Raw genomic sequence first — 25,047 nt, 5'->3', positions numbered from 1 at the left:
CACTAGGCCCCGGTTTTCTCATCTTGCGTGCGCTCAGACGCGCTCGAAGATGGTGGTGATGCCCTGGCCGAGACCCACGCACATGGTGGACACGCCCAGATTACCGCCGTTCTGTTTCATCACGTTCAGCAGGGTGCCGGAGATACGGGCACCGGAGCAGCCGAACGGGTGACCCAGGGCGATGGCGCCGCCGTGCAGGTTGACCTTCTGCTCCATCTTGTCGAGGAGCTTGAGGTCCTTCAGCACCGGCAGGGCCTGGGCGGCGAAGGCTTCGTTGAGCTCGACGAAGTCGATGTCGTCCATGGTCAGGCCTGCGCGTTTCAGCGCTTTCTGGGTGGACGGCACAGGGCCGTAACCCATGATCGCCGGGTCAACGCCGGCAACCGCCATGGCGCGAACGACGGCCATCGGCTGGATACCCAGGTCCTGGGCACGCTGGGCGCTCATCACGATCATGCAGGAAGCGCCGTCGGTGATCTGCGAGGAAGTACCCGCAGTCACGGTGCCGCCTTTCGGGTTGAACGCCGGCTTCAGGCTGGCCAGGCTTTCCAGGGTGGTCTCCGGACGAATGGTTTCGTCGTAGTCGAACACCTTCAGGAAGCCGTTCTCGTCGTAGCCCTGCATCGGGATGATTTCATCCTTGAACTTGCCTTCGACGGTGGCCTTGTGGGCCAGCTGGTGCGAACGCACACCGAACTGATCCTGGGCTTCGCGGCTGATACCGTGCATCTTGCCGAGCATTTCAGCGGTCAGGCCCATCATGCCCGAGGCCTTGGCAGCGTACAGGGACATGTGCGGGTTCGGATCGACGCCGTGCATCATGCCGACGTGGCCCATGTGCTCCACGCCACCGACCACGAACACGTCGCCGTTACCGGTCTGGATGGCCTGCACGGCGGTGTGCAGGGCGCTCATGGAGGAACCGCACAGGCGGCTGACGGTCTGGCCAGCGCTGGTGTGAGGGATCTGGGTCATCAGCGACGCCATGCGTGCGATGTTCCAGCCCTGCTCCAGGGTCTGGTTCACGCAGCCCCAGATCACATCCTCGACTTCCGCCGGATCGACCTTGGTGTTGCGCTCCAGCAGCTTGCTGATCAGGTGCGCCGACATGTCCTCGGCGCGGGTATTGCGGTGCATGCCACCCTTGGAGCGACCCATCGGGGTGCGGCCGAAGTCGACAATGACTGCATCTCTAGGATTCAGGCTCATATTCTTCACTCTCGCTCAATTAGCCGAAAAACTTCTGGCCGTTCTTGGCCATTTCGCGAAGCTTGGCGGTCGGGTGGTACAGCGCGCCCAGGTCGGCGTACTTGTCGGCCAGGGCCACGAACTCGGCCACACCGATGCTGTCGATGTAGCGCAGCGCACCACCACGGAAGGGCGGGAAGCCGATGCCGTAGATCAGGCCCATATCAGCCTCGGCAGCGGTCGATACGATGCCGTCTTCCAGGCAGCGCACGGTTTCCAGGCACAGCGGGATCATCATGAAGTTGATGATGTCCTCGTCGGTCAGCTCACGCTGCTCCTTGACGATCGACTTCAGCACTTCGTAGGCAACCGGGTCAGTGACCTTCTTCGGCTTGCCGCGCTTATCGGTTTCGTAGGCGTAGAAGCCTTTGCCGTTCTTCTGACCCAGGCGGTTGGCGTCGTACATGACGTCAACGGCGGTCTTGCCTTCCACAGCCATGCGATCCGGGAAGCCTTCGGCCATTACATCGCGGCCGTGGTGGCCAGTGTCGATGCCGACTACGTCGGACAGGTACGCCGGGCCCATGGGCCAGCCGAACTTCTCCATGATCTTGTCGATGCGAACGAAGTCGACGCCGAATTCCAGCAGCTTGGCGAAACCGCCGAAGTACGGGAACAGCACGCGGTTGACCAGGAAGCCGGGGCAGTCGTTGACCACGATCGGGTTCTTGCCCATTTTCTTGGCGTAGGCAACGGTGGTGGCGACTGCCACTTCGCTGGACTTCTCGCCACGGATCACTTCAACCAGCGGCATCATGTGCACGGGGTTGAAGAAGTGCATGCCGACAAAGTTCTCCGGACGCTTCAGGGCTTGGGCCAGGTAGCTGATGGAGATGGTGGAGGTGTTGGAAGCGATGATGGCGTCTTCGCGAACATGGCCTTCCACCTCCGCCAGCACGGCGTGCTTGACCTTCGGGTTCTCAACCACGGCTTCAACAACGATGTCGACGTTGCCGAAATCGCCATAGGACATGGTCGGGCGAATCGCGTTCAGCGCTTCAGCCATCTTCTCGGGCTTCATACGGCCTTTCTCGACGCGCTTGCCGAGCAGCTTGGAAGCTTCGTTCAGACCCATCTGGATACCCTCTTCGCGGATATCCTTCATCAGGATCGGAGTGCCTTTGGAGGCGGACTGGTAGGCGATGCCGCCACCCATGATACCGGCGCCCAGAACGGCAGCCAGTTTCACGTCCTTGGCAGCTTCGTCGTACAGCTTGCCCTTTTTCTTCAGCTCCTGATCGTTCAGGAACAGGCCGATCAGGCTGGTGGCGACCGAAGTCTTGGCCAGCTTCACGAAACCGGCAGCTTCCACTTCCAGAGCCTTGTCACGACCGAAGTTCGCGGCCTTCTGGATGGTCTTGATGGCTTCGACCGGAGCCGGGTAGTTCGGGCCGGCCTGGCCAGCAACGAAGCCCTTGGCGGTTTCGAAGGCCATCATCTGCTCGATGGCATTGAGCTTCAGCTTCTCCAGCTTGGGCTGACGCTTGGCCTTGAAGTCCAGCTCGCCGGAAATGGCACGCTTGACCAGGTCCAGGGCGCCGGCCTGCAGCAGGGCGGGAGCGACAACGGCATCGACGGCGCCGACTTTCAGGGCGTCCTCGGCACGGTTCTCCTTACCGGAGGCGATCCACTCGATGGCGTTGTCGGTACCGATGAGGCGCGGCAGGCGCACGGTGCCGCCGAAGCCCGGGTAGATACCCAGCTTGACTTCCGGCAGGCCGATCTTGGCGGTGGCGCTCATCACGCGATAGTCGGCCGCCAGGCACATTTCCAGGCCGCCACCCAGGGCGATGCCGTTGATTGCGGCAACGGTGGGAACTTCGAGGTCTTCGAAGGCGCTGAAGATCTTGTTGGCTTCGAGGTTGCCGGCCACCAGCTCTTCATCAGGCAGCTGGAAGTTTTCGACGAATTCGGTGATATCGGCGCCGACGATGAACACGTCCTTGCCGCTGCTGACGATAACGCCTTTGACCGAAGCGTCGGCCTTGATGGCTGCAACTGCATCCCGCAGTTCATTCAGGGTGAGGCGGTTGAACTTGTTGACGGACTCACCCTTGAGGTCGAATTTCAGTTCGACGATACCGCCCTCAAGAGCCTTAACCGTGATGGCTTTACCTTCGTAAATCATCAACTGATCTCCACGGTTTGGGAAACTGGACTGTACGCATCGGAGCCAACCGGCGGACTCGCTTCCCGGCGCTGCCGGAGCATAGTCCCGATCGATCCGGCACACCCACCGATGCGATATTCGGGCTGTATGGCTAGAAACGTCATACAAGACAAACGCTTGATTCATACGCCCGTTTGATTTGGGTGAGCGCAGATTCAGGGAAAAGTCAGCGCTTGTCAATCGCGCAGCGTGACCGGTCGGCCACGATAAAACGGCTCTGCCACCAGCCTCGCCGCAACTCGGGCTCCACGGTCGAGACAAATTCACAAATTTGATTGCATCTCATCACGCTCACCGCGCATTGGCGGAAGAGCCGCCGGTAGGCCGCTGGCAAATTGCCTGTTCCACGGGTACATTCGTGCCACTCGATCCGCCAGGATTCGAACAAAACAACAACAATCAAGGCCAATGGCCCACGGAGTCGTACCAATGACGAGCCGCCTGCTTGCCATTCTTCTGGGTACCCTGCTCACCCTTCCCGCTTTCGCCTCTGCTCAGGCTTCCTCGGCTGACAGCCTGCTCAAGCTCCATCAGATGCGCCTCGCCGCCCAGCGCAGCCTTGGCGACTTCTATATGTACAACGGCATGGAAGGCGATCAGCGCTACGCGCGCCTGATCGACGAGTCGGTGCAGAAGGCGGATGCGCGCCTGAAGGAATTGGGCGAAATGCCCGGGGAAGCGTCGAAAGCCCTGCACGCCCAGTTGACCCAGGAATGGCAGCACTACAACAGCGAGCTGACCGGTCTGGTCACCTCACTCAAGCAACAAGGCTATACCGACCTGCAACCGGTGGCTGACCTGACCGCGCGCAACAAGCGCCTGATGGACCTCTCCAACGAGCTCTACGCCAGGATCCAGCAGGAAGGTTCGACCCAGGTTCCGTCCCTGACCCAACGCAGCCGCGACCAGAGCCTGCTGATGCAAACCATCGCGGTGGACTACGCCTCTCGCAGCGCATCCATTGGTGGCAGTTTCATTGGCAGCAACGGCGGCAAGGGCATTGATGAGCTGGCCGGCCAGTTCGCCAACCAGTTGACCAACCTGGAACAGGCCCCGCAAAACACGCCGGAGATTCGCCAGGCGCTGGATGGCATCAGCACCAAATGGCGTTACATCGAAAAATCGCTGAAGAACTACAACGAAAACAGCGTGCCGTTCCTCATCAACAAGTACTCGGACCGCATCATCGACGGTCTCGAAGACGTCTCCGCACGCTACTCCGCCGCCCAGAGCTAGACAGCAACCGGCGCGATGGCAATCACCGTCGCGCCCTCCCCTCAGGCCAGCGCCTTCAGCGTGTCGGCAATGCGCTGCAGGTCCTCCGCGGTCCCCCGCTCCCCCCAGTAGAGGGCAATCATCTGCGAGCTCGCTTCGACCTTGTAGACATCCTTCGGCAAGCCAGCCAGATGCGCCAGCACCGCTGCATCCTCGCAGGGCTCGCGCCACTGGTTCAGCCAGCTGCCTGGCTCGTTCTGCCAATAGCACCAGGCCTCGCGCCCGCGCACGCGCGGCCGATGGTACTGCGCGCAGGAATGGGGAGGCTCCTGGACCAGCCAGTGCGGCCAGTCCTGGCGCGACAGCTGCATGGCCAATCCCATTCGCCGCGCTTGCAGTCGCAGCTCCATTCGACCTCGCTGCCCCTTGGACGGCACCAGCCAGACCAATGGACTGAGCATCGCCAGAAGCAGCAACAGGACGATCCAGAGGGTCATAACGGTTATCTCCGCGCAAAAGCCTGTGTTAAACGTTTCGGAAAGCCATACTTGTGATCATGCGCAACCTTAAGGAGGAGTCACCCATGACCTACCAGCACATTCTGGTCGCCGTAGACCTGACCGATGAATGCCATCCTGTGGTGCGTCGTGCCCAGGCGCTGGCCCAGGCCAGCAATGCCAAGCTGTCGCTGGTGCATATCGTCGAACCGATGGCCATGGCCTTCGGCGGTGACGTACCCATGGACCTGTCCATGCTCCAGCAGCAGCAGTTCGAACAGGCCCGGGAGCGCCTGCAGGGCTTCGCCGGCATCTACTCCGAACTGAGCGCTGACCAGCGCCACCTGGCGTACGGCCAGCCTCGTCAGGAAATTCACCGCCTTGCAGAGGAACAGGGCTGCGACCTGATCGTTGTCGGCAGCCACGGCCGTCACGGCCTTGCCCTGCTGCTCGGCTCCACCGCCAACGACGTGCTCCACGGCGCGCCCTGTGACGTGCTCGCGGTCCGCCTGAAGAAACCTGAATAAACCGACGCGACTCCGCGGGCGGAGGCTTCAGTCGAAGCCTTCGCCCGCGCTCATCACCAGCGGTCGAATCTTCTGCAACTGGGTTTCCAGCGAATAGGTCATGCTGGATGCCATGGAGAAGAAGGTCAGGAAAGCCTTGAGGTTGGAGTCCCCTTCGCAGGTATCGTGGATACGCTGCCAGAAGGCCTGGTTCACCAACTGCAATTGCTGGAACAGCCGCACCAGCCCCTTCAGTTCCCAGTCCGCATGACGCCCTTCCCGAAGGTTGAAATACTGCCGCGCGAGGTAAAGCGAAACCGCCCGCAGGATGAACTCCTGATTGCTGGCGAATGGCAGGTGCTGCTGCGCCATCGGCTTGAGCTTGCCCAGGACCGGGCAGGCGCTGGTAGCCATGATGACCCCCAGCAGGGCGCGCAGCCCCTCCTCCAACCCGACAACCTTGGCGTATTCACGATCCGGCGTACGCACCCAGACCTGCACCTTCTTGAAGGCCGGCAATCCCTGGAAGTCCTCGATCACCCGGTGCAGGTCCACCGCAGCCGGGCAATGACTGTGGGTCTCCCGGCGTAGCGGGCAGTTGCTGCACTGTTGGTGTTCCAGACGCGTCCACTTCGGCGCGCCAGTAGCGAGCTCCTGGTCGTACTCACGATCCAGCTCGATGCGATAGCTGAACTCATGCACGTCATCCAGGCTGATGCGGTATTCGATGGCCATGGGCTCTCCGGCTCACTTCCTCAACTGTCTTCCAGTTCCGCCCAGCGTTCGATCAGGCGGTCCAGTTCCTTCTGCAAGCCATCCAGCCGTTCCAGCACCACGCGAGTCTGCTCCGGCGGGCGCTGATAGAAGGCCGGGTCGGAAATCTCTTCCTGCAACTTCGCCTGCTCGGCCTCCAGGGCTTCGATCTGCCCCGGAATCGCTTCCAGTTCGCGCTGAAGCTTATAGCTCAGCTTCTGTTTCGGAGCTTCGGCTACCGCCGCCTTGGCCACCGGCGCAGGCTCGGCAGCCTTGGGTGTCTCGGCCTTGGCCTCGCGACCTTCGCCAACGCCCAGCAGGCGCGGCGAACCACCCTGGCGCAGCCAGTCCTGATAACCGCCGACGTACTCGCGCACGCGGCCATTACCTTCGAACACCAGGGTGCTGGTGACCACGTTGTCGAGGAATGCCCGATCGTGACTGACCATCAGCACGGTGCCAGGGAAGCTCAGCAGCACCTCTTCAAGCAGCTCCAGGGTTTCCACGTCCAGGTCGTTGGTCGGTTCGTCCAGCACCAACAGGTTGGCCGGCTTGCTGAACAGCTTCGCCAGCAACAGGCGTGCCCGTTCTCCTCCGGATAGCGCCTTCACTGGAGTGCGAGCACGCTGCGGACTGAACAGGAAGTCACCGAGATAGCTCAGCACGTGACGGTTCTGGCCGTCGATGGTGATGAAATCGCGACCTTCGGCGAGGTTGTCGATAACAGTCTTTTCCAGATCGAGCTGGTGACGCAGCTGGTCGAAATACGCCACTTCGAGGCGAGTGCCGGCCTCGATGCTGCCACTGGTGGGTTGCAAGTCGCCGAGCAGCAGTTTGAGCAGGGTGGTCTTGCCGGTCCCGTTGGCACCCAACAGGCCGATCCGGTCGGAGCGCTGCAGCACCAGGTTGAAATCGTGGATCAGCGCGTCGCCACCCGGATGGGCGAAACCAACGTTCTCGGCCACGATCACCTGCTTGCCGGATTTTTCAGCCGATTCCAGCTGGAAACTGGCCTTGCCCTGGCGCTCGCGACGTTCGGCGCGCTCGACACGCATTGCCTTGAGCGCACGGACACGGCCTTCGTTACGGGTACGACGGGCCTTGATGCCCTGGCGAATCCAAACCTCTTCCTGCGCCAGGCGCTTGTCGAATAGCGCGTTGGCGGTTTCTTCCGCAGCCAGCTGCTGCTCCTTGTGAACCAGGAAGCTTGCGTAATCACCGTTCCAGTCAATCAGGTGACCGCGATCCAGTTCGAGGATGCGCGTGGCCAGGTTCTGCAGGAAGGAACGGTCGTGGGTGATGAACAGCACCGCGCCGTTGAAGCCCAGCAGAGCCTCTTCCAGCCAGGCAATCGCGCCGATATCAAGATGGTTGGTGGGCTCGTCGAGCAGCAGCAGATCGGGCTCGGCCACCAGCGCCTGGGCCAGCAATACGCGGCGACGCCAGCCACCGGAAAGCTCGGCCAGGGTCTTGTCCGCCGGCAACTGCAAGCGACTCAGGGTACTGTCCACCAACTGCTGCAAACGCCAGCCGTCGCGGGCCTCGAGTTCCTGCTGGACGTGGGCCAGCTTGGTCAGGTCGGCCTCGGACTGGATGTGCAAGCTGAGGTGATGATATTCAGCCAGCAGCGCACCAACGCCAGCCAGACCTTCGGCGACCACGTCGAACACGGTGCGGTCGTCGGCAAGCGGCAGTTCCTGGGGCAATTCGCCGATCTTCAATGCGGGTGCACGCCAGATTTCGCCGTCATCGGCGAACTGGTCGCCCTTGACCAGACGCAGCAGGCTGGACTTGCCGGTGCCGTTGCGGCCGATGATGCACACGCGCTCGCCACGGGCGATCTGCCAGGACACCTGATCCAGCAGCGGCATGGCGCCGTAGGCAAGAGATACGTCGGTGAACTTGAGCAGCGTCATGTGGGGCCTCCGGGATAAGGGCGCGCATTCTACCCGACTTGCCACACCGTCTCTCGGGCATTTTTTACCGCTGGTTTCCCCTGCTGGCGCAATGCTTTAACCGGCTCGTCGCAGAAGCTAAGCTAGGCGCTATTCGATGTCCCGAAACGGGGCATTCATAACGATATATCTGCCTCGGAAGTGTCATGCGCGGTCGTCTGCTCAGCCTGTTTTCCTGTTTGCTCCTGTCTACGGTCGGCCTGCAAAGCGCTCAGGCCGCCTCGGCTTCCCTCACACAACAACGACTGATGTACGACGAGGCCAAGCGCGCCCTGGCCAAGGGCGATTCCGGCCCCTACCAGCGTTATGCCAATGCGCTGCGCGATTACCCGCTGGAGCCGTACCTGGCCTATGACGAGCTGACCGCCCGTCTGAAATGGGCAAGCAACGACGAAATCGAGAAATTCCTCGCCGAACACGGCGACCTTCCCCAGGCTGGCTGGATGAAGTTGCGCTGGTTGCGCTGGCTGGCCGAGCGCGGCGAATGGCAGACCTTCGTCAACTACTACGATCCCAAGCTCAACTTCACCGAATTGGACTGCCTGTTCGGCCAGTACCAGCTCAAGCACGGCATGAAGAAGGAAGGCTACGCCACCGCCAAGAAGCTCTGGCTGGTAGGCAAATCCCAACCCGAGGCGTGTGATGTGCTGTTCGGCATGTGGAGCGCCGAAGGACAACTGACCGAGGAGTTGCGCTGGAAGCGCGCCAAGCTGGCGGCTGAAGCGCGCAATTACGGCCTGGCCAACCACCTGGTGAAAACCATGCCGCGCCTGGGCACCCAGGGCAAACTGATGGTGGAAGTGGCGCAGAAGCCGCAGATATTGAGCCAGACCGGGCGCTTCGTCCCCGCCGATCGCCACACCGCCGATGCGGCCGGCCTCGGCTTGCGCCGCCTGGCACGCCAGGACCCGGAGAAAGCGCTGAGCCTGCTGGAGGTCTATACGGCCCGCCTGCCTTTCTCCAAGGACGAGAAGGTCGCCATCGCCCGCGAAATCGGCCTGACCCTGGCCAAGCGTTTCGATTCACGCGCCCTGAAGGTCATGGCCCAGTACGACCCCGAGCTGCGTGACAACACCGTCAGCGAATGGCGCGCGCGCCTGCTACTGCGCCTGGGTCGCTGGGATGACGCCTACCAACTGACCCGGCAGATGCCCGAAGACCTGGCCAAGACCAACCGCTGGCGCTATTGGCAGGCCCGCACTCTGCAACTGGCGCAGCCCCAGAGCCAGCAACCGGTTCCGCTGTACCAGCCGGTGGCCCGCGAACGCGACTTCTACGGCTTCATGGCCGCCGACCGTATCCAGGCGCCCTATCAGTTGAACAACAAACCTCTGGCCATTGATCCGAAGGTCATGCAGAAGGTGCGCAACACCGCCGGCATCCGCCGTGCGCTGGAGTTCCATGATCGCGGCGAGATCGTCAACGGTCGCCGCGAGTGGTACCACGTCAGCCGCCTGTTCGACCGCGATGAGATGGTGGCCCAGGCCAAGATCGCCTACGACCTGCAATGGTACTTCCCGGCTATCCGCACCATCAGCCAGGCGCAGTACTGGGATGACCTGGATATCCGTTTCCCGATGGCCCACCGCTCGGCTCTCACTCAGCAGGCGAAGATTCGTGGCCTGCATTCCAGCTGGGTGTTCGCCATCACTCGCCAGGAAAGCGCCTTCATGGCCGACGCACGCTCCGGTGTCGGCGCCATGGGCCTGATGCAGTTGATGCCCGGTACGGCCAAGGAAACCGCACGCAAGTTCGGCATTCCTCTGGGCTCTCCGAAGCAGGCGTTCAACCCCGACGTCAACATCCAGCTCGGCGCCGCCTACCTGAGCCAGGTTCACGGCCAGTTCAACGGCAACCGCGTGCTCGCTTCGGCCGCTTACAACGCGGGCCCGGGTCGCGTGCGCCAGTGGCTGAAGGGTGCTGACCACCTGTCCTACGATGTCTGGGTGGAATCCATTCCCTTCGACGAAACCCGCCAGTACGTGCAGAACGTGTTGTCCTACTCGGTGATCTACGGGCACAAGCTGAACGCCCCGCAGCCCCTTGTGGACTGGCACGAGCGGTATTTCGACGATCAGTAAGAAACAGAAAAGGGCGCCCGTTGGCGCCCTTTTTCATAATGGTCGCGGAGGGTGTCTGAAGTCAGCTCGTAGGGTGGGCTTCAGCCCACCAACACACCCTGCACCGATCCGCTACTCCAGCACTTCGACTTCCATCCCCACTTCCAGCACGCCTGCGCTGCGGTTGATCAGGTTCTGTCCGAAGTAAACCTCGCCTTCCCGCTCGCGGTAGGTCTTGAGAGTGGTCAACGGCTCGCGGTCGGAGCTGCGTTCGCCGGTAGCCGGATCGATGGTGGTCAGGATGCAGCGGCTGCAGCCCTTGGCCACGCTGAACTCGATGCCGCCGATGCGGATGCGCTTCCAGCCGTCCTCGGCATAAGCCTCACTGCCCTCCACCACCAGGTTCGGACGGAAGCGCAGCATTTCCAGAGGCCGCCCTACCCGCTTACTGAGGTCATCCAGCGAAGCCTGGCCGATCAGCAGCAGCGGATAACCGTCGGCAAAGCCCACCTTCTCTTCCGGCAGCAAGCTGCCGGGAATGTCCCGCGCACGATGATCCGGCACATGGACCAGGCGGCAGGCCTTGCCGAGGAAACCGCTGAGCCATTCCGCCGCCACGTCGCCGGCGTCCGGCACATGCATCGGTGCGCCCCAGACGAAGGTGCCGCGCAGGTTGGCGTCGGGCTCCGGCAGCGACACCTCCAGGGTGGGCAGGCCTGCGGCACTCAAGGTCAGACCACCGGCGTCGTTCCAGCGCGCCGAGAGTTGGGACATCTGGGAAAAGGCGCGCTGGGTCAGGAATCGGCCGTTTTCCGCATCCACCAGCATCCAGCGCCGGTCACCTGCCAGGCCCAGGCCATCCAGCCGGGCTTGTTGCAGGGGTTCGCCAATGGCGGATTTCATGGGGAAACGATAGAGGGACGAGAGACGCAACATGGCCAGCTTCCTGATCGGCGTTCGAGCGAAGTGCCCGTTATACGCAGCCGGCCCCGCTCACCTCAAGCTCATTGATCTCGCTTGAGGCGGTCCATCACCACGTCCACCAGCCTGTCGGGCTGGAATTTGGAGAGGAAGTTGTCGCAGCCGACTTTCTTCACCATGGCGTCGTTGAAGCTGCCGGACAGCGACGTGTGCATCACCACGTAGAGGTCGCGCAGACGCGGGTCGTTGCGAATTTCGGTGGTCAGTCGATAGCCGTCCATTTCCGGCATTTCCGCATCGGTGAAGATCATCAGCAGCTTCTCGGTCATGTCTTCACCGCTATCCGCCCAGGCCTTGAGCATCTTCAATGCCTTCAGGCCATCGCTGGCCATGTGCATGCGCATGCCGAGCTGCGAAAGGGTCTCCCGCAACTGCGTCAGGGCCACACTGGAATCGTCCACCAGCAGCACCTCGCGCCCCACGGCCATCTGCAGCAACGGATTGCCCAGGCGATCAGCGGATACCCGGGTGCTCATCGGCACGATCTCCGCCAGTACTTTTTCCACGTCTATGACTTCGACGATCTGCTCGTCCACCTTGGTGATGGCCGTCAGGTAATGCTGGCGGCCCGCGCCACCGGGCGGCGGCATGATGGACTCCCAGTTGAGATTGAGAATGCGATCCACGCCGCCGACCAGGAATGCCTGCACCGAGCGGTTGTACTCGGTGACGATGATGGTGCTGCGCTCGTCCGGCACCAGCGGACGCATGCCGATGGCCTGGGACAGGTCGATTACCGGCAGCGTCTGACCCCGCAGATTGACCACGCCGCACACGAAGGGATGGCGCTGCGGGATCAGCGTCATCTTGGGCAGTTGAAGAACTTCCTGCACCTTGAACACGTTGATGGCGAACAGCTGACGACCACTGAGGCGGAACATCAGGATTTCCAGGCGGTTTTCACCCACCAGTTGGGTGCGTTGATCGACGGTGTCGAGAATGCCGGCCATGGAACTTCCTCTGCTGCGAATGCGGTGTGGGCAGGACTGCCATGGCAGCGTTTCGGCAAAGCGCCGAAAAACTGAAGACATGGCACTGCGCCATCATGCCGCAGCCAACCCTATGACGCCAGCACGCCCAGGGCTCAGCCTGGCAGCAGCAGTGGAGAGTCTTCGGGAAGATGCAATCGCAGCGCCCCCACCCGTGCGGAGACGCGCAAGCGCGAGCTTTCCAGCGGTTCGCCATCGAGGTTAAGGTCCAGCCCTTCCGCAGCTTCCACTTCTACCCACGGCAGGCGCGCGCTCACGGAAACCGCCTCCAGACCGAGGATGCCGCCGGACAGCAGTGTCGTCAGGGTGCCCACCACATCCTGGGGAGCCGGGATGATGCAGAGGTCCAGCAACCCATCGTTCAGCACCGCCTGCGGACACAGCGGATGGCCGCCGCCGGCCTGCCGCCCATTGCCGATACCGAGCGCCAGGAATTCGCCCTCCCAGAAGAAATCCGGCCCGCGAAAACTACCCATGGCCGAATGCACTTCGGCGAAATGGGTAAGGCCGGTAAGGAAATAGGCAGCCCCACCGAGCACCTTCTTCAGGTCTTCGGAGGTGTTGGCCGTGATCTTCGAGCCGAATCCCCCCGTCACCATGTTGAGGAACAGGTGTCCGCCGGCATCGCCCAGGTCGATCGCACGCGGCGCCACATCCAGCAGAGCCAGTGCTTCGCGGGGTTCAAGGGGTACTCCAGCGGCACGCGCGAAATCGTTGGCCGTGCCCAAGGGCAACAGCGCCAGGCTGGCATCGCTATCCGCCTGGACCATGGCTTCCGCCACCTCGCGCAAAGTGCCGTCACCGCCACCGGCGATCAGCGTCCGATAGCCCGCTGCCAACGCCTCCCCCACCAGTCGGCGAGCATCACCCGCTTCCCAGGTGACGCGCACGGCCAACTCCCACCCGTCCTCCCGGCGTGCTTCCACCGCCGTTCTAACGTCGTCGTTGGTTGCCTGTTTGCCGTGCAGGATCAGCAAGGCTTTGCGCTCGCCCATATCACCTCCATCGATCAGGAATGGCCGGAGTATAGGACCGCAAGACTTCGACAATGACGCCCGCGCCGATTGTTCCAACGTCAAACCAATCGAGTATTTAGATATCAATTGCGGAAAAATTGCGCTTTTGCACAGTTATATGATGATTGATCATGCCACCCATTCCTCCGGAGAACTCCCTCCGCGAGCAGACTGGAGAACTGAACATGATCGAAGTACGCCCCTTCGCTGAACTGGGTGGAGCCCACCACGGCTGGCTCAATGCCCGTCATCACTTTTCCTTCGCCAGCTATTACGACAGCCAGCGGATGAACTGGGGCCAACTGCGGGTATGGAACGACGACGAGATCGCTCCCCACAGTGGCTTCCCGCCGCATCCGCACCAGGACATGGAAATCATCACCTACGTCCGCGAGGGTGCCATCACCCATAAGGACAACCTCGGCAACCAGGGCCGCACCGAAGCCGGTGACGTGCAAGTGATGAGCGCCGGCACGGGCATCGCCCACAGCGAGTACAACCTGGAAGATGAAACCACCAAGATCTTCCAGATCTGGATCATGCCTACCGAGTACGGTGCTGCGCCGTCCTGGGGCGCCCGTCCCTTCCCCAAGGGAGAGCGTGCAGGCAGCTTCGTCACCCTGGCGAGCGGGATCGATGAAGGCACCGACGCCCTGCACATCCGCGCCAACGCACGACTCGTCGCCGCGACCCTGAAGGCAGGACAAAGCGCCGAGTACCGCCTGGAGAAAGGCCGCAAGGCCTACCTGGTGGCAGCCAAGGGCAAATACGAGGTGAACGGCGTTGCTGCCGAAGCCCGCGACGGCGTGGCGGTGCACGATGTGGAAGTGCTCAGCTTCACCGCCAGCGAGGACAGCGAAATCGTCCTGGTGGATGTGGCCTGATCTGCCATCGATGGGTACACAGCACGTTGTGGGAGCGAATTCATTCGCGATGGAACTCGCCGGGGGCTGCGATGCAGCCCTTTCGCGAATGAGTTCGCTCCTACAGATTTGCTACGCCGGGTAGCCGGTGATGTCCCGAATCTTGCGGTACAACGGCCGCAACTGCTTGTACATCCCTTGGTAAACCTCGCGGTATAGCCGGTCATAGGTCCGCTGTGCCTGCGGGTCCGGCTGGAACACCTGACCTACCCGCGTCATGGCGCCAATGGCCGTCGGAAAGTCCGGGTGCAAGCCCAGGCCCACCGCGCAGTCGATCGCCGCACCGAGCCCCGAAGTTTCGTAGACGTGCGGCCGCTCAGCCGGCAGACCGAAGATGTCGGCGGTCAGTTGCATGGCGGCATCGCTCTGGGAACCGCCGCCGGAAACCCGCAATCGCGTAATGTGAGTGCCGGAACGTTTCTCGATCTGCTCCTTGCCCTGGCGGAGGGCATACGCAAGACCTTCGAGAATGGCGCGATAGATATGCGCGCGGGTATGAACATCGCCGAAGCCAATGATCGATCCCTTCGCCTCCAGACCCGGCTCGCGGATGCCCGGCGACCAGTAGGGCTGTAGCATCAACCCCATAGAACCGGGCGGCACGCTGTTGACCAGCTCGTCGAAAAGCGCCTCCGGCTCAACCCCCAGCTCCTTTGCCCGCTGCATTTCACGCAGGCCGAACTCCTGCTTGAACCAACTGACCATCCAGAAGCCCCGGTAGATCATCACTTCGGTGTTGAAGTGATCGGGAATCGCCGCCGGATAGGGCGGAATCAGCGGGATGGTTTCCAGGTACTTGCGTCGCGTGGTGTTGATCGTCGCGGTCGTGCCATAGGACAGACAGGCCATGCTTGGCTCCACCCCGCCGGCACCAATCACTTCACAGGCCTTGTCGGCACCCGCGGCAATCAGCGGCAGACCTTCCGGGATTCCAGTATGGCGGCTGGCCTCGGCGGTGATGCTTCCCAAGCGCTCGCCGGGCTTGAAGAGTTCCGGCAACTGCTCGCGGCGCACCGGCATGGACTGCCATTTCCAGTCACGCGGCGCGGCCCACTGCAGGCGCTTGTAATCGAATGGCAGATAGGCGACCTGGCACGCCACCGAATCGACGAAGCGGCCACACAGCCGGTGACTGAGGAAGCCTGACAGCAGCAGCACCTTGTGCGTTCTCGACCAGAGTTCCGGCTGGTTCTGCGCCACCCAGTTGGCCTCCGCCTGGGCACGGAAATAGTCCACTGTGCCCTCCAGACCGATCGCCTTGAACAGCCATCCCCAGGGCCCCTTGATCCGCCCCTCCACCTCGGCCTGACGCTGGTCGAGCCAGAGAATGGCCGGGCGCAATGGCTTGCCCTGTTCGTCGACATTAATGACGGTGCCGCGCTGGGTGGTCAGGGACACACCGCGAATCAGACTGCGGTCGATGTCCACTGACGCCCACAATAGCCGGCAAGCTTCACCCAGGCTGTTCCAGTAGTAGTCAGGGTCCTGTTCGGCCCAGCCAGGCTGGCTGGAGTAATAGGCTTCCAGCGGCACCTTGCCCTTGCCCACCAGGTTGCCTTGCAGGTCGAACAGCAGGGCGCGAACGCTCTGGGTGCCGTTGTCGATGGCCAGCAGATAACTCTTTTCGCTCACGATGCGTCCTTGTTCTTGTTATTCCGGCAAGCTGTAGCAGTGTCGCCAGAGCGCCAGGTAGGCCGCCTCTTCCTCTGCCCAGCGGGAATCGCCCCACCCCAGCAGCGGCTGGCACAGCGAGCGAATGCGCGGCAGCTCCGCGCGGGCCCCTTCCGGCAGCAACAGACCGAGGCGCGTCCGACGCAGCAACAGATCATCCAGATGCAGGACCAATTCGCCCTCCGCCGCCCAGGCCAGTTCGGCCCAAAGCGTATTGCTGCTTCCGACGCGCCCGTTGCCAAGCTTCACGGCCCAGCGCGCCACTTCGGCAGCACTTCGCCCATGCCGCCCCACCAGACGCAGACGCTGGGCGGGCGAAAGGTTCGTAGCGTCCGGAGCTGCGCAGGGCCGAAACACCAGGTCATCGCCCTCCTCCACAGTCCGGTCGACGAAGCCTGCGCAGGCATGCAGCACCTCCAGGGCCAGCAGACGGAAAGTGGTCAGCTTGCCGCCGGCCAGGGTGACGCAGCCGGGCTCCGTCCAGAGGACGTGCTCGCGCTTCTCATCCGAGGGTTTCAACCGCGCCTCGCCATCGCTCACCACCGGCCGGACCCCCGCCCAGGTGGACAGCACATCGCAACGGCCAATCTGGGCTGCGGGGAATTGCAGGGCGCAGGCATCCAGCAGGTAGCTGACTTCCGCCTCGGTGATGCGCGCGTCCCGATCCAGGTCCTCTCGGTGGTCAAGGTCGGTGGTGCCAATCACGGTCGCCCCTTCCCAGGGGAAGACGAAGACCGGCCGACCGTCGGTGGGATGCATGAAACTAATCGCGTGAGCCAGCGGCAGACGCCAGGCCGGAAGCAGGAGATGACTGCCGCGCAGCGGGCGAATGTGTTCCGTGCCCTGTGCAGCGCGCAGACGATCGGCCCAGGCACCCGTGGCCTGGGCCACCGCACGGCTGCGGAACGTGAAGCGCTCGCCAGTCTCCAGGTCCTCGGCTTCCAGGCCGGTCACCCTGCCCTGGTCCCGCCGCAAACTCACCACACGCACGCCGTTCAGGGCCTCGCCACCTTCGGCGCGAGCCTCGCCCAGCACTCGCATCACCAGACGGGCATCGTCGGTGACGGCATCGAAGAAACGGGTGCCACCCTGTAAGCCACCTTCGGCCAGGCCAGGCACCAGATAGCGCAGTTGCTGCAGCGGGTAGTAAAAGTGATTGCGGTGCCCGGCGAGCGCGTCGTACACCGCCAGCAGGCCGCCGAAGATCCGCGGCCCTGGAAAACCGCCGCGGTGCGGCATGACGAAACTCAACGGTTCCACCAGTCCTGGCGCTTCGGCCAGCAGACGCTGGCGTTCACGCACCGAGGCGCGGGTAAGGCCGAACTGGCCCTTGGCGATGTAGCGCAAACCGCCGTGGACCATCTTCGAGGACCGGCTCGACGTTCCCCAGGCGAAGTCCCGCTGCTCCAGCAGCAGGCATTTCCAGCCACGCCTGGCCGCTTCCCGCAGGATGCCGGCACCACAAATGCCGCCGCCGACCACGATCAGATCCCACTCGCGGCTGGCCAGTTCGGGCAAGGCAGCGGCGCGCCAACCGGCGTTCCAGGCACCCATGTTCAATCCTCGAGCAGAACGCCGGGAGCGAGACGCCCCTCGGGGTCGAAGTGCTGCGCCAGACTACGCAGCACAGACATGCCCAGAGGCCCTTTCTCCACCGGCAACCAGGGGGCGTGGTCGCGGCCAACGCCATGTTGATGGCTGATGGTGCCGCGATTCTGCGCGATCACTTCGCTGGCAACGCGTTTGAGTTTGCTCCAGCGCGCCAGGGCCTCGGCGTAACTCGCACCGGGACGATAGACGTAGGTGGTGTAGATGCTCGATCCCTCGCCATAGACATGGGACAGGTGCGTGAACACGTGGACGCGCTCGCCTTCATCCGCCAGCCCGGTGCGCAGGCTGGCCTCGATCTTGCCGAGCAGGCTGTCGACATTGACCCAGTCGGTAGCGGTCTCCAACGTGTCCACCACATAGCCCGCGCTCCACAGCGCGTGGCGCAGATAGGGGAAACGGAAGCGGTTGTGCTCCCACTTCTTGCCCAGCAGAGTACCGGTGAAGACCCCGCCGAATCCCTTCAACAGGCGCCGGGCCTGCTTCAGCGACGCGGCGTTCTGCGCGCGGTTGCCGGTCACGCCGAAGGTCAGCATGCATTTGCCGGCGCCGGCGCCACGCAGGGCCAGGTACTTTTCCAGCAGCGCGATCTGTCCCGGATGGCCAGCTAGGGCCAGCTGGGTTTCCGTTTCAATAGCGTTCGACAGGCGCAACATGGACAGCGGCACCCGCGCCTGGGCAAGGCAGCGGATACCCTCGAGTGCCTGCGTCCAGTTGGGCAGGAAAACCGCGTAGAAGGATTCCTGGTCGGCCAGCGGAGTGACACGCACCCGCACTTCGGAAATCACCCCGAAGCGCCCTTCGGAGCCGAGCACAATTTCACGCAGGTCCGGCCCCGCCGCCGACGCCGGGAAGGTCGGCAGTTCCATGGGACCGGCAAAGGTCTCCAGCGTACCGCCGGCGAACAGCTGTTCGATGCGTCCATAACGCAAGGATTGCTGGCCACTGGAGCGACTGGCCACCCAGCCGCCCAGGGTGGAGAGCTCCCAGGACTGCGGGAAATGACCAAGCGTATAGCCACGGGCACGAAGCTGGCTTTCCACCTGAGGGCCGTTGGCGCCAGGGCCGAAGGTTGCGATCTGGCTTTCCTCGTCCAGCTCCAGCAAGCGATTCATGCGCGCCAGGGAAAGCGTCAGCACCGGCCGCTCGCCGGCCTGGGGGTTGATATGCCCCGCCACCGACGTGCCGCCGCCATAGGGAATCAGCACCAGATCGCGTTCAGCCGCCAGGGTCAGCAGCTCGCGGATCTGCTCCGGGGTTTCCGGGAAGGCCACGCCGTCAGGGAACAGGCCGAAATCGCCCTCGCGCATGGCCAGCCAGTCCGGCAGGCTCTGGCCACGAGCGTGGCGCACGCGGGTCTCGGCATCCAGGCTGATCAGCGGGTGCGCCGCCAGGCGCGAGGCCGGCACGCGCGCCAGTACCTGCTCAAGAGTCGCATCAGCCAGCGGCTGGCCCATGCTGATGCGTTCGGCCAGGAAGGCCGCTCCATTGGCCGGCAGTTCCACCACCGTCGCCTCATCGCCCCAGCCGTTCCAGCGTCGCATGCCGTTCTCCTTGTTCGGGTTGTTTCGAAGGTCTTGGATGGCTGCCTATACTAGCCAGCCGCCCAAAGGCGTCACTGTCGAATCGGGACAGTGGCCATCGCCAATCAGGACATAACAAGAAAACGCATGCACGCCCTCGGCTATACCTCCGTTCCCGCCCTTCTCAAGTACCTGCGCCATGCGGAACAGCTTGGTCTGGAACAGGCCACCGTTCTCGCCGCGGCCGGGCTCAGCCCCGAAGACCTTGCGGACAACGGGCGACGCCTTCCCAGTGAAGTCCACGAGCGCCTGCTGGGCCATCTGATTCGCGAGTCCGGCGATCCGCTCTTCGGCCTGCATTCAGCGCGCTATGTACAGCCCGGCTCCTGGAGCGTGCTGGGCTACATCACCATGAACTGCGCCACCCTCGGCGAAGCCATGAGTCGCATCGCGCCTTACGAGAAGCTGGTGGGTGACATGGGCGTGAGTCGCATCGAGGCCGAGGGCGACCTGGTGCGAATGATCTGGAGTTGCCGCCACCAGGACCCGGCCATCCGCCGCCACATGGTGGAAAACGTACTGGCCTCCTGGCTGCTCTATGCCCGCTGGATCGCCGACATGCAACGCTCACCAAGGGAAGTGTGGTTCGAACACGCCCAGCCCGAGGGAACCCGCATCGAAGACTACGAAGCAGTGTTCGGCTGCCCGGTCCATTTCGAACAGCCCTGCAACGCCCTGCTGGTCCCCCTTGAGTACCTCGCCGTGCCACTGCGTCAGGCCGACGCCAACCTGCTGCGCACACTGGAGGAACATGCCCTGGCACTGATGGCGGGGCTGGATGACGACGAGCCGCTTCCGCAGCGGGTCAAGAATGCGCTGCGTCTGCTGCTCAAGGACGGCCTGCCGCGCAAGGAACGGGTGGCAGAGAAATTCCATATGACCGTTCGCACCCTGCAGCGCCACCTGCAACAGGCGGGTACGAGCTACCAGCAGATTCTCGACGAACTACGCCGCGAACTGGCGGAGCACTACCTGCTGCGCAGCGACCTGCCGATCCAGGACATCGCCTGTTACCTGGGCTTCACCGAATCGCGCTCCTTCCACCGCAGCTTCAAGGCCTGGACCGGGCAGACGCCGGGGGAGTATCGGGAGGCGAAGAGGCAAGGGTGAGGCAGGAGCAAACCTGTGGGGGCGATTTCAATCGCTAAGCAGGACGCAGTCCTGCCATATGGGCTTGCATGGGGCAGCTGTGCTGCCCTTAGCGAATAAATTCGCCCCCACAAAGAGAGGCAGAATCCGCACAACCGCTAGGCCTGCAACTCACTCAACGGAATGAAGCGCAAGGTATCGCCCTCGGCCAGGGTGGTGCCTTCCAGTACTTCCACCAGCCCCTCGGCCCAGGCGGCACTGCGCAGCACACCGGAGCTCTGGTTCGGGTAGATCACCGCGCGGCCATTCTCCAGTCGCGCACGCAGGTACTCGCGACGGTTACCCGGTTTCTTCCAGGTGAAGCCGGCAGGCACCACGAACCCCAGCGGTTCCACCTCTTCGACGCCGAGGCGACGCAGCAGATAGGGCCGCGCCAGAAGGCCGAAAGTCACCAGGGTCGACGCCGGATTGCCCGGCAGGCCGATCACCGGCACCCCACGGAAATGCCCGAAGGTCAGGGGCTTGCCCGGCTTGATCGCCAGCTTCCACAGCGCCAGCTCGCCCGCTTCGCGCAGCGCTTCGCCCAGGAAGTCCGCCTCGCCTACGGAAACCCCGCCGGTGGAAAGAATCAGGTCCACCTGGCCCAGTTCGGTCAGTGCCTTGCGGGTCAGCTCCAGATCGTCAGCGAGGATGCCGGCGTCCACCACCGAGCACCCCAGGCGCTTGAGCCAGGCGATCAGCAGGCTGCGGTTGCTGTTGTAGATCTGCCCCGGCCCCAGCGGCTGGCCGGGCGGTACCAGTTCGTCGCCGGTGGAGATCACCGCCACGACGGGGCGACGGCGCACCAGCAATTCGGCGGCGCCGAGGGAGGCACACAGCCCCATCTCGATGGGGCCCAACCGCGTGCCGGCCGGCAGCACGCTATCGCCGGTACGGGTTTCCTGCCCGCGCGGGCGGACGTTCTGACCAGCCTTGAGTGGTTCGAGAAAGCGCACCCTGCCATCGGACAGGACTTCGGCGTTCTCCTGCATCTCCACCAGGTCCGCGCCTTCGGGCAGCGGTGCACCGGTGAAAATACGCGCGCAGGTGCCAGGCTTCAGCGGCTCCGGTGCGCTGCCGGCGAGAATGCGCTGGCTCACCACCAGCGGCTCGCCCTGCCAGTCGGCCAACCGCAGCGCGTAACCATCCATCGCACTGTTGTCCCACGGAGGCAGGTCGAGGCCAGCCACCAGCGGTTCGGCCAGTACACGGCCGTCGGCGTCAGCCAGCCTCACGGTCTCGCATGCGTCGATCGGGGCAGCCGCCGCCAGCGCCAGCAGACGCGCCAGTGCGTCCTCCACCGGCATCAGGCCGGGATGGTCGCAACCACTCATCCGCGGCTCTCGCAGGCATTGGCCTGGGTCAGATGCGGCACGAAATTGCAGGGACGATGACGATTGTCCAGTTGCTCGGCGAGGATGCCGTCCCAGGCGGTGCGGCAGGCATTGGTGGAGCCCGGCAGGCAGCACACGAGGGTGCCGTTGGCCAGTCCGGCCAGGGCCCGGGACTGCATGGTGGAGGTGCCGATATCCGCCACGGAAATCTGCCGGAAGTACTCACCGAAGCCATCCACCTGCTTATCCAGCAGACAGGCCACCGCTTCGGGTGTGCTGTCGCGGCCGGTGAAGCCGGTGCCGCCGGTAATGAGTACCACCTGCACGTGATCGTCGGCGATCCAGGTGGCGACCTGGGCGCGGATCTTGTACAGGTCGTCCTTCAGCAGCACGCGCGCGGCCAGATTGTGTCCGGCGGCGGTCAGGCGATCGACGAAGAGCTGGCCGGAGGTGTCGGTCTCCAGGCTGCGGGTATCACTGACGGTTAGAACGGCGATATTGAGCGGCACGAACACCGCCTCGGCCTTGTGACTCATGGCAGGCTTCCAGTTGTAGGTGTGAATGCCCGGTGTTATATCACAGCGCCGTCCCGGAGACCTTTCCATGACCGACCAGCCCCTGCCGCCCTGTTCCGTACTGCTGCTTTCCGGCGGTCGCGGCCAGCGCATGGGCGGCCGCGACAAAGGCCTGGTCGAATGGCGCGGTCGCCCCCTGATCGCCTGGCTGCACGAGCGGGTCCGCCCGCTCACCGACGACCTGATCATCTCCTGCAATCGCAACGGCGAGCGCTACGCCACCTGGGCCGACCAACTCGTGCAGGACGACAGCCCGGACTACCCGGGACCGCTGGCCGGCATCCGCGCAGGTCTGGCAGTGGCCCGCCACGAGCACCTACTGATCCTGCCCTGCGACGCCCCGCAAGTGGACGACACGCTGATCGCCAGCCTCCTCGCCGCCGCCTGCGAGCGCCCGGTCATGGTCCGTCAGGGTGAATTCTGGGAGCCGCTGTTCTGCGTCCTGCCCCGTGCCGTGCTGCCGATACTGGAAGCCGGTTGGCAGGCCGGAGAGCGCAGCCCGCAGCGCATCCTCCGGAAACTGGACCCGGTCGCGGTGGTCTGCGCGGAAGGCGATCCGCGGCTCGCCAACCTGAATACGCCCGATCTGCTGGGCCGCTCGCATCCTGGGAACTGAGTCAGATTTCTGGAACTTTGCCCGGAAGTTCTTCGTCAGAAGCTCCGTTAACCAGCGTACTCATCAAGGAGATGACGATGAACCAGCGGATAGTCCCCGCTTTCCTGCTCGCAATGGGTCTTTTCACTCTGGCCGGCTGCTCTTCGCCGACCGTGATCACCCTCAACGACGGGCGTGAAATCCAGGCCGTGGACAAACCCGATTTCGACGATGACACGGGCTTCTACGAGTTCGAACAACTGGACGGCAAGCGTGCCAAGGTGAACAAGGATCAGGTCCGCACCATCAAAGAACTTTGATTCTCGCGGCCCGCTCGCACTCTTCCAGCGAGGCGGGCCTTCACCCTCCCCAGCAATCCCGCGTCATTCTTCGCCTCCTCACCCCGCAATGCAGCGAAATTAAAAAATTTCTCGCTAACCCCTTGTAGGCCAAAAGTTTTTCTGTAGAATGCGCGCCACACAACGGAGCGTAGCGCAGCTTGGTAGCGCGTCTCGTTCGGGACGAGAAGGTCGCTGGTTCGAATCCAGTCGCTCCGACCAAATCCCGAAAAACCCGCCTAAATGGCGGGTTTTTTATTGCCTGCGATTTTTGTCAGCGGCATACGCGACGAGGATTCCAGGGTGTGGAAGCGGAACGATCAGCGTCGGTCCGCGTGGCGGGCATTACTGCCTGACGCCAAGCGGCCGGAAGCGCTACGTCAGGAAATGGCGGTCAGGACAGGAAGGAAGCCACGGCGGCTGCATCGAAGGGCCAGCCCAGTTCACCGCCGGTATCGCAACGACGCAGCACCGGAATGCGCAGGCCATAGACTTCGACCCACTCTTCGCGCTCGGCTATGTCCACCACCTCCACCAACAGGCCGCGTTCGACGAAGGGCATGAGCACGCCCTCGGCGACCTCGCAGAGGTGGCAGCCGAGGGTGCCGAAGAGTTGGCATTCAGGAAGCATGGGGACGCGCCTCGAAGATCAGCGAGGCGCGAAGTCTAGCACGCGATCAGGCGTCGGTGGACTTGCCCTGACCCTTGTCCAGCAAGGGTTGCAGGCCATCCAGCAGTCGATTGTTCAACGCCTCGGCCTTGGCCAGTTGAGCCGGATTGAAGCGCTCATCCAGGTCGAATCCACCCTTGAGCAGCTGCTTCAGCGTGTCACGGCCGTTATCGGCCAGCTCCCCGGCACTGCGCAGGGCTTCCAGCAGGCTATCGGCATAGTCCTTGAGGTTGCCATTGACCGCACTGGCCGCCTGGCCGCCCTGCTGGGCGACTGCGCCATACGCATCGGTGGCCTGCATGACCTTGGCCTGGGTGAGGTGCAAGGACATGGATGCCAGTTGCTCGCCATCCATGTCCAGCGTCATGGCACGGTCGAAAGCGCCGGCGAGGTCACCGGAGTAGAACTTGCTGGAGATGTCCTGGACCTGGCCGAGCAGGTCGCTCAGTGCGGCCTTTTCCTCGTCGTCCAGCTCGCCTTGCACCTCGATCTGCCAGGCGCCGATCTGCAGGCTGGAAGACTGGCTGCTGCCCATCAGCAGTGACGTCTTGCCATCGCTGGCCGCCGCCAGGCTGCTCCGAGAGTAGCTGGCCGATGCCTGGGCGATCGAGATGCGCAGTTTGTCGCCGTCGCGGGTCTTCACTTCCAGGTCGAAGGTTTCCGCCTGGGCCTGGAATCGCTCGCTGTAGCCGGCAACAGCCACGGTGCCACCGGGTTCGGTGGTGACCGCAGGCTGCAGATAGGACTTCTGCAACTGGCCCAGGCCGTCCTGGATACGGTCGAAGGTGTCGTCGATATCCTCGGCCACCTTGCCGCCGAGCACGCCCAGTCCATCGAGAATCTTGCGCGCGTCATCGAAGCCTTTCTGAATTCCGACGCGGGCCTGATCGAGCAGCCCCTGCAACTTGGCTGGGTCGCCGCCATTGGCCGACTCGCTGCGCAGGCGCTGGTCGATGAAGCCGAGCACTTTTTCCGCGACTTTCTCGGGAGTGTATTTGGAGGCCATGTCGCTCAGAGCGTCCGGTTCCAGCCCCAACTGCTTGCCGAGTCGACCAGCCAGGGTTTCCTGCGCATCCACCTGCTTTCGCGCCAGGGCAGCGGGCAAACCGGAAACAGCGGAACGCTGGGTGGAGGAAGCGAACGGGGCCAGGGCATTCATAGCGGGGAATCCGGAGTCGGCGGCGTCCCCTCTTTGGCGGCCGACGGCCGAAGAACTTGAGCAGCTGTCGACG

At 63.3% G+C, this 25,047-nt stretch carries 22 protein-coding genes and 1 tRNA gene; 8 read left to right on the top strand and 15 right to left on the bottom strand.

Going from position 1 to position 25,047, the window contains the following annotated elements; all coding sequences use genetic code 11:
• Nucleotides 1–33: 33 nt before the first annotated feature.
• A complete protein-coding gene (gene fadA / locus E8E95_RS23080; RefSeq protein WP_179060014.1) occupies nucleotides 34–1,209 on the bottom strand; it encodes an acetyl-CoA C-acyltransferase FadA in 1,176 nt (391 codons plus the stop codon).
• Between the two features lie 19 nt (nucleotides 1,210–1,228).
• On the bottom strand, nucleotides 1,229–3,376 hold the full coding sequence (gene fadB, locus E8E95_RS23075; RefSeq protein WP_280354175.1) for a fatty acid oxidation complex subunit alpha FadB: 2,148 nt from the start codon (nucleotides 3,374–3,376) through the stop codon (nucleotides 1,229–1,231).
• A gap of 471 nt (nucleotides 3,377–3,847) precedes the next feature.
• Between fadB and E8E95_RS23070 the strand changes: the two genes are divergently transcribed.
• Complete coding sequence (locus E8E95_RS23070; RefSeq protein WP_280354173.1) at nucleotides 3,848–4,654, top strand: hypothetical protein; 807 nt, start codon at nucleotides 3,848–3,850, stop codon at nucleotides 4,652–4,654.
• A gap of 41 nt (nucleotides 4,655–4,695) precedes the next feature.
• Here the strand turns inward: E8E95_RS23070 and E8E95_RS23065 are convergent, their stop codons facing one another.
• Complete coding sequence (locus E8E95_RS23065) at nucleotides 4,696–5,130, bottom strand: hypothetical protein (protein ID WP_280354171.1); 435 nt, start codon at nucleotides 5,128–5,130, stop codon at nucleotides 4,696–4,698.
• A gap of 86 nt (nucleotides 5,131–5,216) precedes the next feature.
• On the opposite strand from E8E95_RS23065, the gene E8E95_RS23060 reads away from it, so the two are divergent.
• Nucleotides 5,217–5,657, top strand: a complete 441-nt coding sequence (locus E8E95_RS23060; protein WP_077525355.1) for a universal stress protein — start codon at nucleotides 5,217–5,219, stop codon at nucleotides 5,655–5,657.
• A 27-nt stretch (nucleotides 5,658–5,684) separates the two neighbouring features.
• On the opposite strand, the gene E8E95_RS23055 is transcribed toward E8E95_RS23060, so the two are convergent.
• Nucleotides 5,685–6,371, bottom strand: coding sequence for a hypothetical protein (locus E8E95_RS23055; RefSeq protein WP_280354169.1), 687 nt, complete (start codon nucleotides 6,369–6,371; stop codon nucleotides 5,685–5,687).
• A 20-nt stretch (nucleotides 6,372–6,391) separates the two neighbouring features.
• Nucleotides 6,392–8,305 (bottom strand): ATP-binding cassette domain-containing protein, encoded by a 1,914-nt coding sequence (locus E8E95_RS23050; RefSeq protein ID WP_280354167.1) that lies wholly within the window; start codon nucleotides 8,303–8,305, stop codon nucleotides 6,392–6,394.
• A 185-nt stretch (nucleotides 8,306–8,490) separates the two neighbouring features.
• On the opposite strand from E8E95_RS23050, the gene E8E95_RS23045 reads away from it, so the two are divergent.
• The gene (locus tag E8E95_RS23045; RefSeq protein WP_280354166.1) at nucleotides 8,491–10,425 is read left to right on the top strand and encodes a transglycosylase SLT domain-containing protein; all 1,935 of its coding nucleotides are present in this window, start codon (nucleotides 8,491–8,493) and stop codon (nucleotides 10,423–10,425) included.
• A gap of 111 nt (nucleotides 10,426–10,536) precedes the next feature.
• Here E8E95_RS23045 and E8E95_RS23040 read toward each other — a convergent pair whose 3' ends face one another.
• The 3 genes from E8E95_RS23040 to yegS all read right to left on the bottom strand — a co-directional run bounded on the left by E8E95_RS23040 (nucleotide 10,537) and on the right by yegS (nucleotide 13,369).
• Nucleotides 10,537–11,340, bottom strand: coding sequence for an MOSC domain-containing protein (locus E8E95_RS23040; protein WP_280354164.1), 804 nt, complete (start codon nucleotides 11,338–11,340; stop codon nucleotides 10,537–10,539).
• Between the two features lie 68 nt (nucleotides 11,341–11,408).
• Entirely contained in the window at nucleotides 11,409–12,335 is a 927-nt protein-coding gene (locus E8E95_RS23035) for a chemotaxis protein CheV (RefSeq protein WP_120651667.1), read from the bottom strand.
• Between the two features lie 134 nt (nucleotides 12,336–12,469).
• On the bottom strand, nucleotides 12,470–13,369 hold the full coding sequence (gene yegS, locus E8E95_RS23030) for a lipid kinase YegS (protein ID WP_280354162.1): 900 nt from the start codon (nucleotides 13,367–13,369) through the stop codon (nucleotides 12,470–12,472).
• Between the two features lie 206 nt (nucleotides 13,370–13,575).
• On the opposite strand from yegS, the gene E8E95_RS23025 reads away from it, so the two are divergent.
• Nucleotides 13,576–14,274 carry a pirin family protein gene (locus tag E8E95_RS23025; protein WP_280354161.1) on the top strand — a complete coding sequence of 233 codons (699 nt, stop codon included), beginning with the start codon at nucleotides 13,576–13,578 and terminating at the stop codon, nucleotides 14,272–14,274.
• A gap of 111 nt (nucleotides 14,275–14,385) precedes the next feature.
• Here the strand turns inward: E8E95_RS23025 and E8E95_RS23020 are convergent, their stop codons facing one another.
• From E8E95_RS23020 to E8E95_RS23010, 3 genes are read right to left on the bottom strand one after another with little or no spacing between them, the layout of a single operon-like run.
• Complete coding sequence (locus tag E8E95_RS23020) at nucleotides 14,386–15,945, bottom strand: FGGY-family carbohydrate kinase (protein WP_280354160.1); 1,560 nt, start codon at nucleotides 15,943–15,945, stop codon at nucleotides 14,386–14,388.
• Nucleotides 15,946–15,963: 18 nt separating this feature from the next.
• The gene (locus tag E8E95_RS23015; protein ID WP_280354158.1) at nucleotides 15,964–17,538 is read right to left on the bottom strand and encodes a glycerol-3-phosphate dehydrogenase/oxidase; all 1,575 of its coding nucleotides are present in this window, start codon (nucleotides 17,536–17,538) and stop codon (nucleotides 15,964–15,966) included.
• Between the two features lie 2 nt (nucleotides 17,539–17,540).
• The gene (locus E8E95_RS23010; protein ID WP_280354157.1) at nucleotides 17,541–19,136 is read right to left on the bottom strand and encodes an FAD-binding oxidoreductase; all 1,596 of its coding nucleotides are present in this window, start codon (nucleotides 19,134–19,136) and stop codon (nucleotides 17,541–17,543) included.
• Nucleotides 19,137–19,262: 126 nt separating this feature from the next.
• Here E8E95_RS23010 and E8E95_RS23005 point away from each other — a divergent pair, with 126 nt between their 5' ends.
• Nucleotides 19,263–20,285: an AraC family transcriptional regulator gene (locus E8E95_RS23005; protein ID WP_280354155.1), complete on the top strand. Its 1,023-nt coding sequence runs from the start codon at nucleotides 19,263–19,265 to the stop codon at nucleotides 20,283–20,285.
• Between the two features lie 137 nt (nucleotides 20,286–20,422).
• On the opposite strand, the gene glp is transcribed toward E8E95_RS23005, so the two are convergent.
• Entirely contained in the window at nucleotides 20,423–21,637 is a 1,215-nt protein-coding gene (gene glp, locus E8E95_RS23000) for a gephyrin-like molybdotransferase Glp (RefSeq protein WP_280354154.1), read from the bottom strand.
• Entirely contained in the window at nucleotides 21,634–22,173 is a 540-nt protein-coding gene (gene moaB, locus E8E95_RS22995) for a molybdenum cofactor biosynthesis protein B (protein WP_179060030.1), read from the bottom strand. The genes glp and moaB overlap by 4 nt, the downstream gene beginning before the upstream one ends.
• Nucleotides 22,174–22,240: 67 nt before the next feature.
• On the opposite strand from moaB, the gene mobA reads away from it, so the two are divergent.
• From mobA to E8E95_RS22980, 3 genes are all read left to right on the top strand, one after another.
• The gene (gene mobA / locus E8E95_RS22990) at nucleotides 22,241–22,828 is read left to right on the top strand and encodes a molybdenum cofactor guanylyltransferase MobA (RefSeq protein ID WP_280354153.1); all 588 of its coding nucleotides are present in this window, start codon (nucleotides 22,241–22,243) and stop codon (nucleotides 22,826–22,828) included.
• Between the two features lie 77 nt (nucleotides 22,829–22,905).
• Entirely contained in the window at nucleotides 22,906–23,127 is a 222-nt protein-coding gene (locus E8E95_RS22985) for a YgdI/YgdR family lipoprotein (protein ID WP_179060032.1), read from the top strand.
• A 163-nt stretch (nucleotides 23,128–23,290) separates the two neighbouring features.
• A tRNA-Pro gene (locus E8E95_RS22980) sits at nucleotides 23,291–23,367 on the top strand.
• Nucleotides 23,368–23,539: 172 nt separating this feature from the next.
• Here the strand turns inward: E8E95_RS22980 and E8E95_RS22975 are convergent.
• Complete coding sequence (locus E8E95_RS22975) at nucleotides 23,540–23,776, bottom strand: glutaredoxin family protein (protein WP_280354151.1); 237 nt, start codon at nucleotides 23,774–23,776, stop codon at nucleotides 23,540–23,542.
• 46 nt (nucleotides 23,777–23,822) lie between these two features.
• A complete protein-coding gene (locus E8E95_RS22970; RefSeq protein ID WP_280354150.1) occupies nucleotides 23,823–24,974 on the bottom strand; it encodes a DUF5610 domain-containing protein in 1,152 nt (383 codons plus the stop codon).
• Between the last annotated feature and the right edge of the window lie 73 nt (nucleotides 24,975–25,047).

It is taken from the genome of Pseudomonas sp. BN414 (assembly GCF_029871275.1).
GTDB classification, from domain to species: Bacteria; Pseudomonadota; Gammaproteobacteria; order Pseudomonadales; family Pseudomonadaceae; genus Metapseudomonas; species Metapseudomonas resinovorans_C.
Note: the sequence above shows the minus strand (reverse complement) of the source record. Positions and strands in the feature narration are given on the sequence as shown.

What these genes read in the sequence shown, in the direction of transcription:
- E8E95_RS23050 (WP_280354167.1), bottom strand. Translation starts at nt 8,305, where the DNA reads ATGACGCTGCTCAAGTTCACCGACGTATCTCTTGCCTACGGCGCCATG.
- fadA (WP_179060014.1), bottom strand. Translation starts at nt 1,209, where the DNA reads ATGAGCCTGAATCCTAGAGATGCAGTCATTGTCGACTTCGGCCGCACC.
- E8E95_RS23015 (WP_280354158.1), bottom strand. Translation starts at nt 17,538, where the DNA reads ATGGGTGCCTGGAACGCCGGTTGGCGCGCCGCTGCCTTGCCCGAACTG.
- E8E95_RS23055 (WP_280354169.1), bottom strand. Translation starts at nt 6,371, where the DNA reads ATGGCCATCGAATACCGCATCAGCCTGGATGACGTGCATGAGTTCAGC.
- E8E95_RS22970 (WP_280354150.1), bottom strand. Translation starts at nt 24,974, where the DNA reads ATGAATGCCCTGGCCCCGTTCGCTTCCTCCACCCAGCGTTCCGCTGTT.
- moaB (WP_179060030.1), bottom strand. Translation starts at nt 22,173, where the DNA reads ATGAGTCACAAGGCCGAGGCGGTGTTCGTGCCGCTCAATATCGCCGTT.
- E8E95_RS23025 (WP_280354161.1), top strand. Translation starts at nt 13,576, where the DNA reads ATGATCGAAGTACGCCCCTTCGCTGAACTGGGTGGAGCCCACCACGGC.
- mobA (WP_280354153.1), top strand. Translation starts at nt 22,241, where the DNA reads ATGACCGACCAGCCCCTGCCGCCCTGTTCCGTACTGCTGCTTTCCGGC.
- glp (WP_280354154.1), bottom strand. Translation starts at nt 21,637, where the DNA reads ATGAGTGGTTGCGACCATCCCGGCCTGATGCCGGTGGAGGACGCACTG.
- E8E95_RS23040 (WP_280354164.1), bottom strand. Translation starts at nt 11,340, where the DNA reads ATGTTGCGTCTCTCGTCCCTCTATCGTTTCCCCATGAAATCCGCCATT.
- E8E95_RS22975 (WP_280354151.1), bottom strand. Translation starts at nt 23,776, where the DNA reads ATGCTTCCTGAATGCCAACTCTTCGGCACCCTCGGCTGCCACCTCTGC.
- E8E95_RS23035 (WP_120651667.1), bottom strand. Translation starts at nt 12,335, where the DNA reads ATGGCCGGCATTCTCGACACCGTCGATCAACGCACCCAACTGGTGGGT.
- E8E95_RS22985 (WP_179060032.1), top strand. Translation starts at nt 22,906, where the DNA reads ATGAACCAGCGGATAGTCCCCGCTTTCCTGCTCGCAATGGGTCTTTTC.
- E8E95_RS23065 (WP_280354171.1), bottom strand. Translation starts at nt 5,130, where the DNA reads ATGACCCTCTGGATCGTCCTGTTGCTGCTTCTGGCGATGCTCAGTCCA.
- E8E95_RS23010 (WP_280354157.1), bottom strand. Translation starts at nt 19,136, where the DNA reads ATGCGACGCTGGAACGGCTGGGGCGATGAGGCGACGGTGGTGGAACTG.
- yegS (WP_280354162.1), bottom strand. Translation starts at nt 13,369, where the DNA reads ATGGGCGAGCGCAAAGCCTTGCTGATCCTGCACGGCAAACAGGCAACC.
- E8E95_RS23005 (WP_280354155.1), top strand. Translation starts at nt 19,263, where the DNA reads ATGCACGCCCTCGGCTATACCTCCGTTCCCGCCCTTCTCAAGTACCTG.
- E8E95_RS23070 (WP_280354173.1), top strand. Translation starts at nt 3,848, where the DNA reads ATGACGAGCCGCCTGCTTGCCATTCTTCTGGGTACCCTGCTCACCCTT.
- fadB (WP_280354175.1), bottom strand. Translation starts at nt 3,376, where the DNA reads ATGATTTACGAAGGTAAAGCCATCACGGTTAAGGCTCTTGAGGGCGGT.
- E8E95_RS23045 (WP_280354166.1), top strand. Translation starts at nt 8,491, where the DNA reads ATGCGCGGTCGTCTGCTCAGCCTGTTTTCCTGTTTGCTCCTGTCTACG.
- E8E95_RS23060 (WP_077525355.1), top strand. Translation starts at nt 5,217, where the DNA reads ATGACCTACCAGCACATTCTGGTCGCCGTAGACCTGACCGATGAATGC.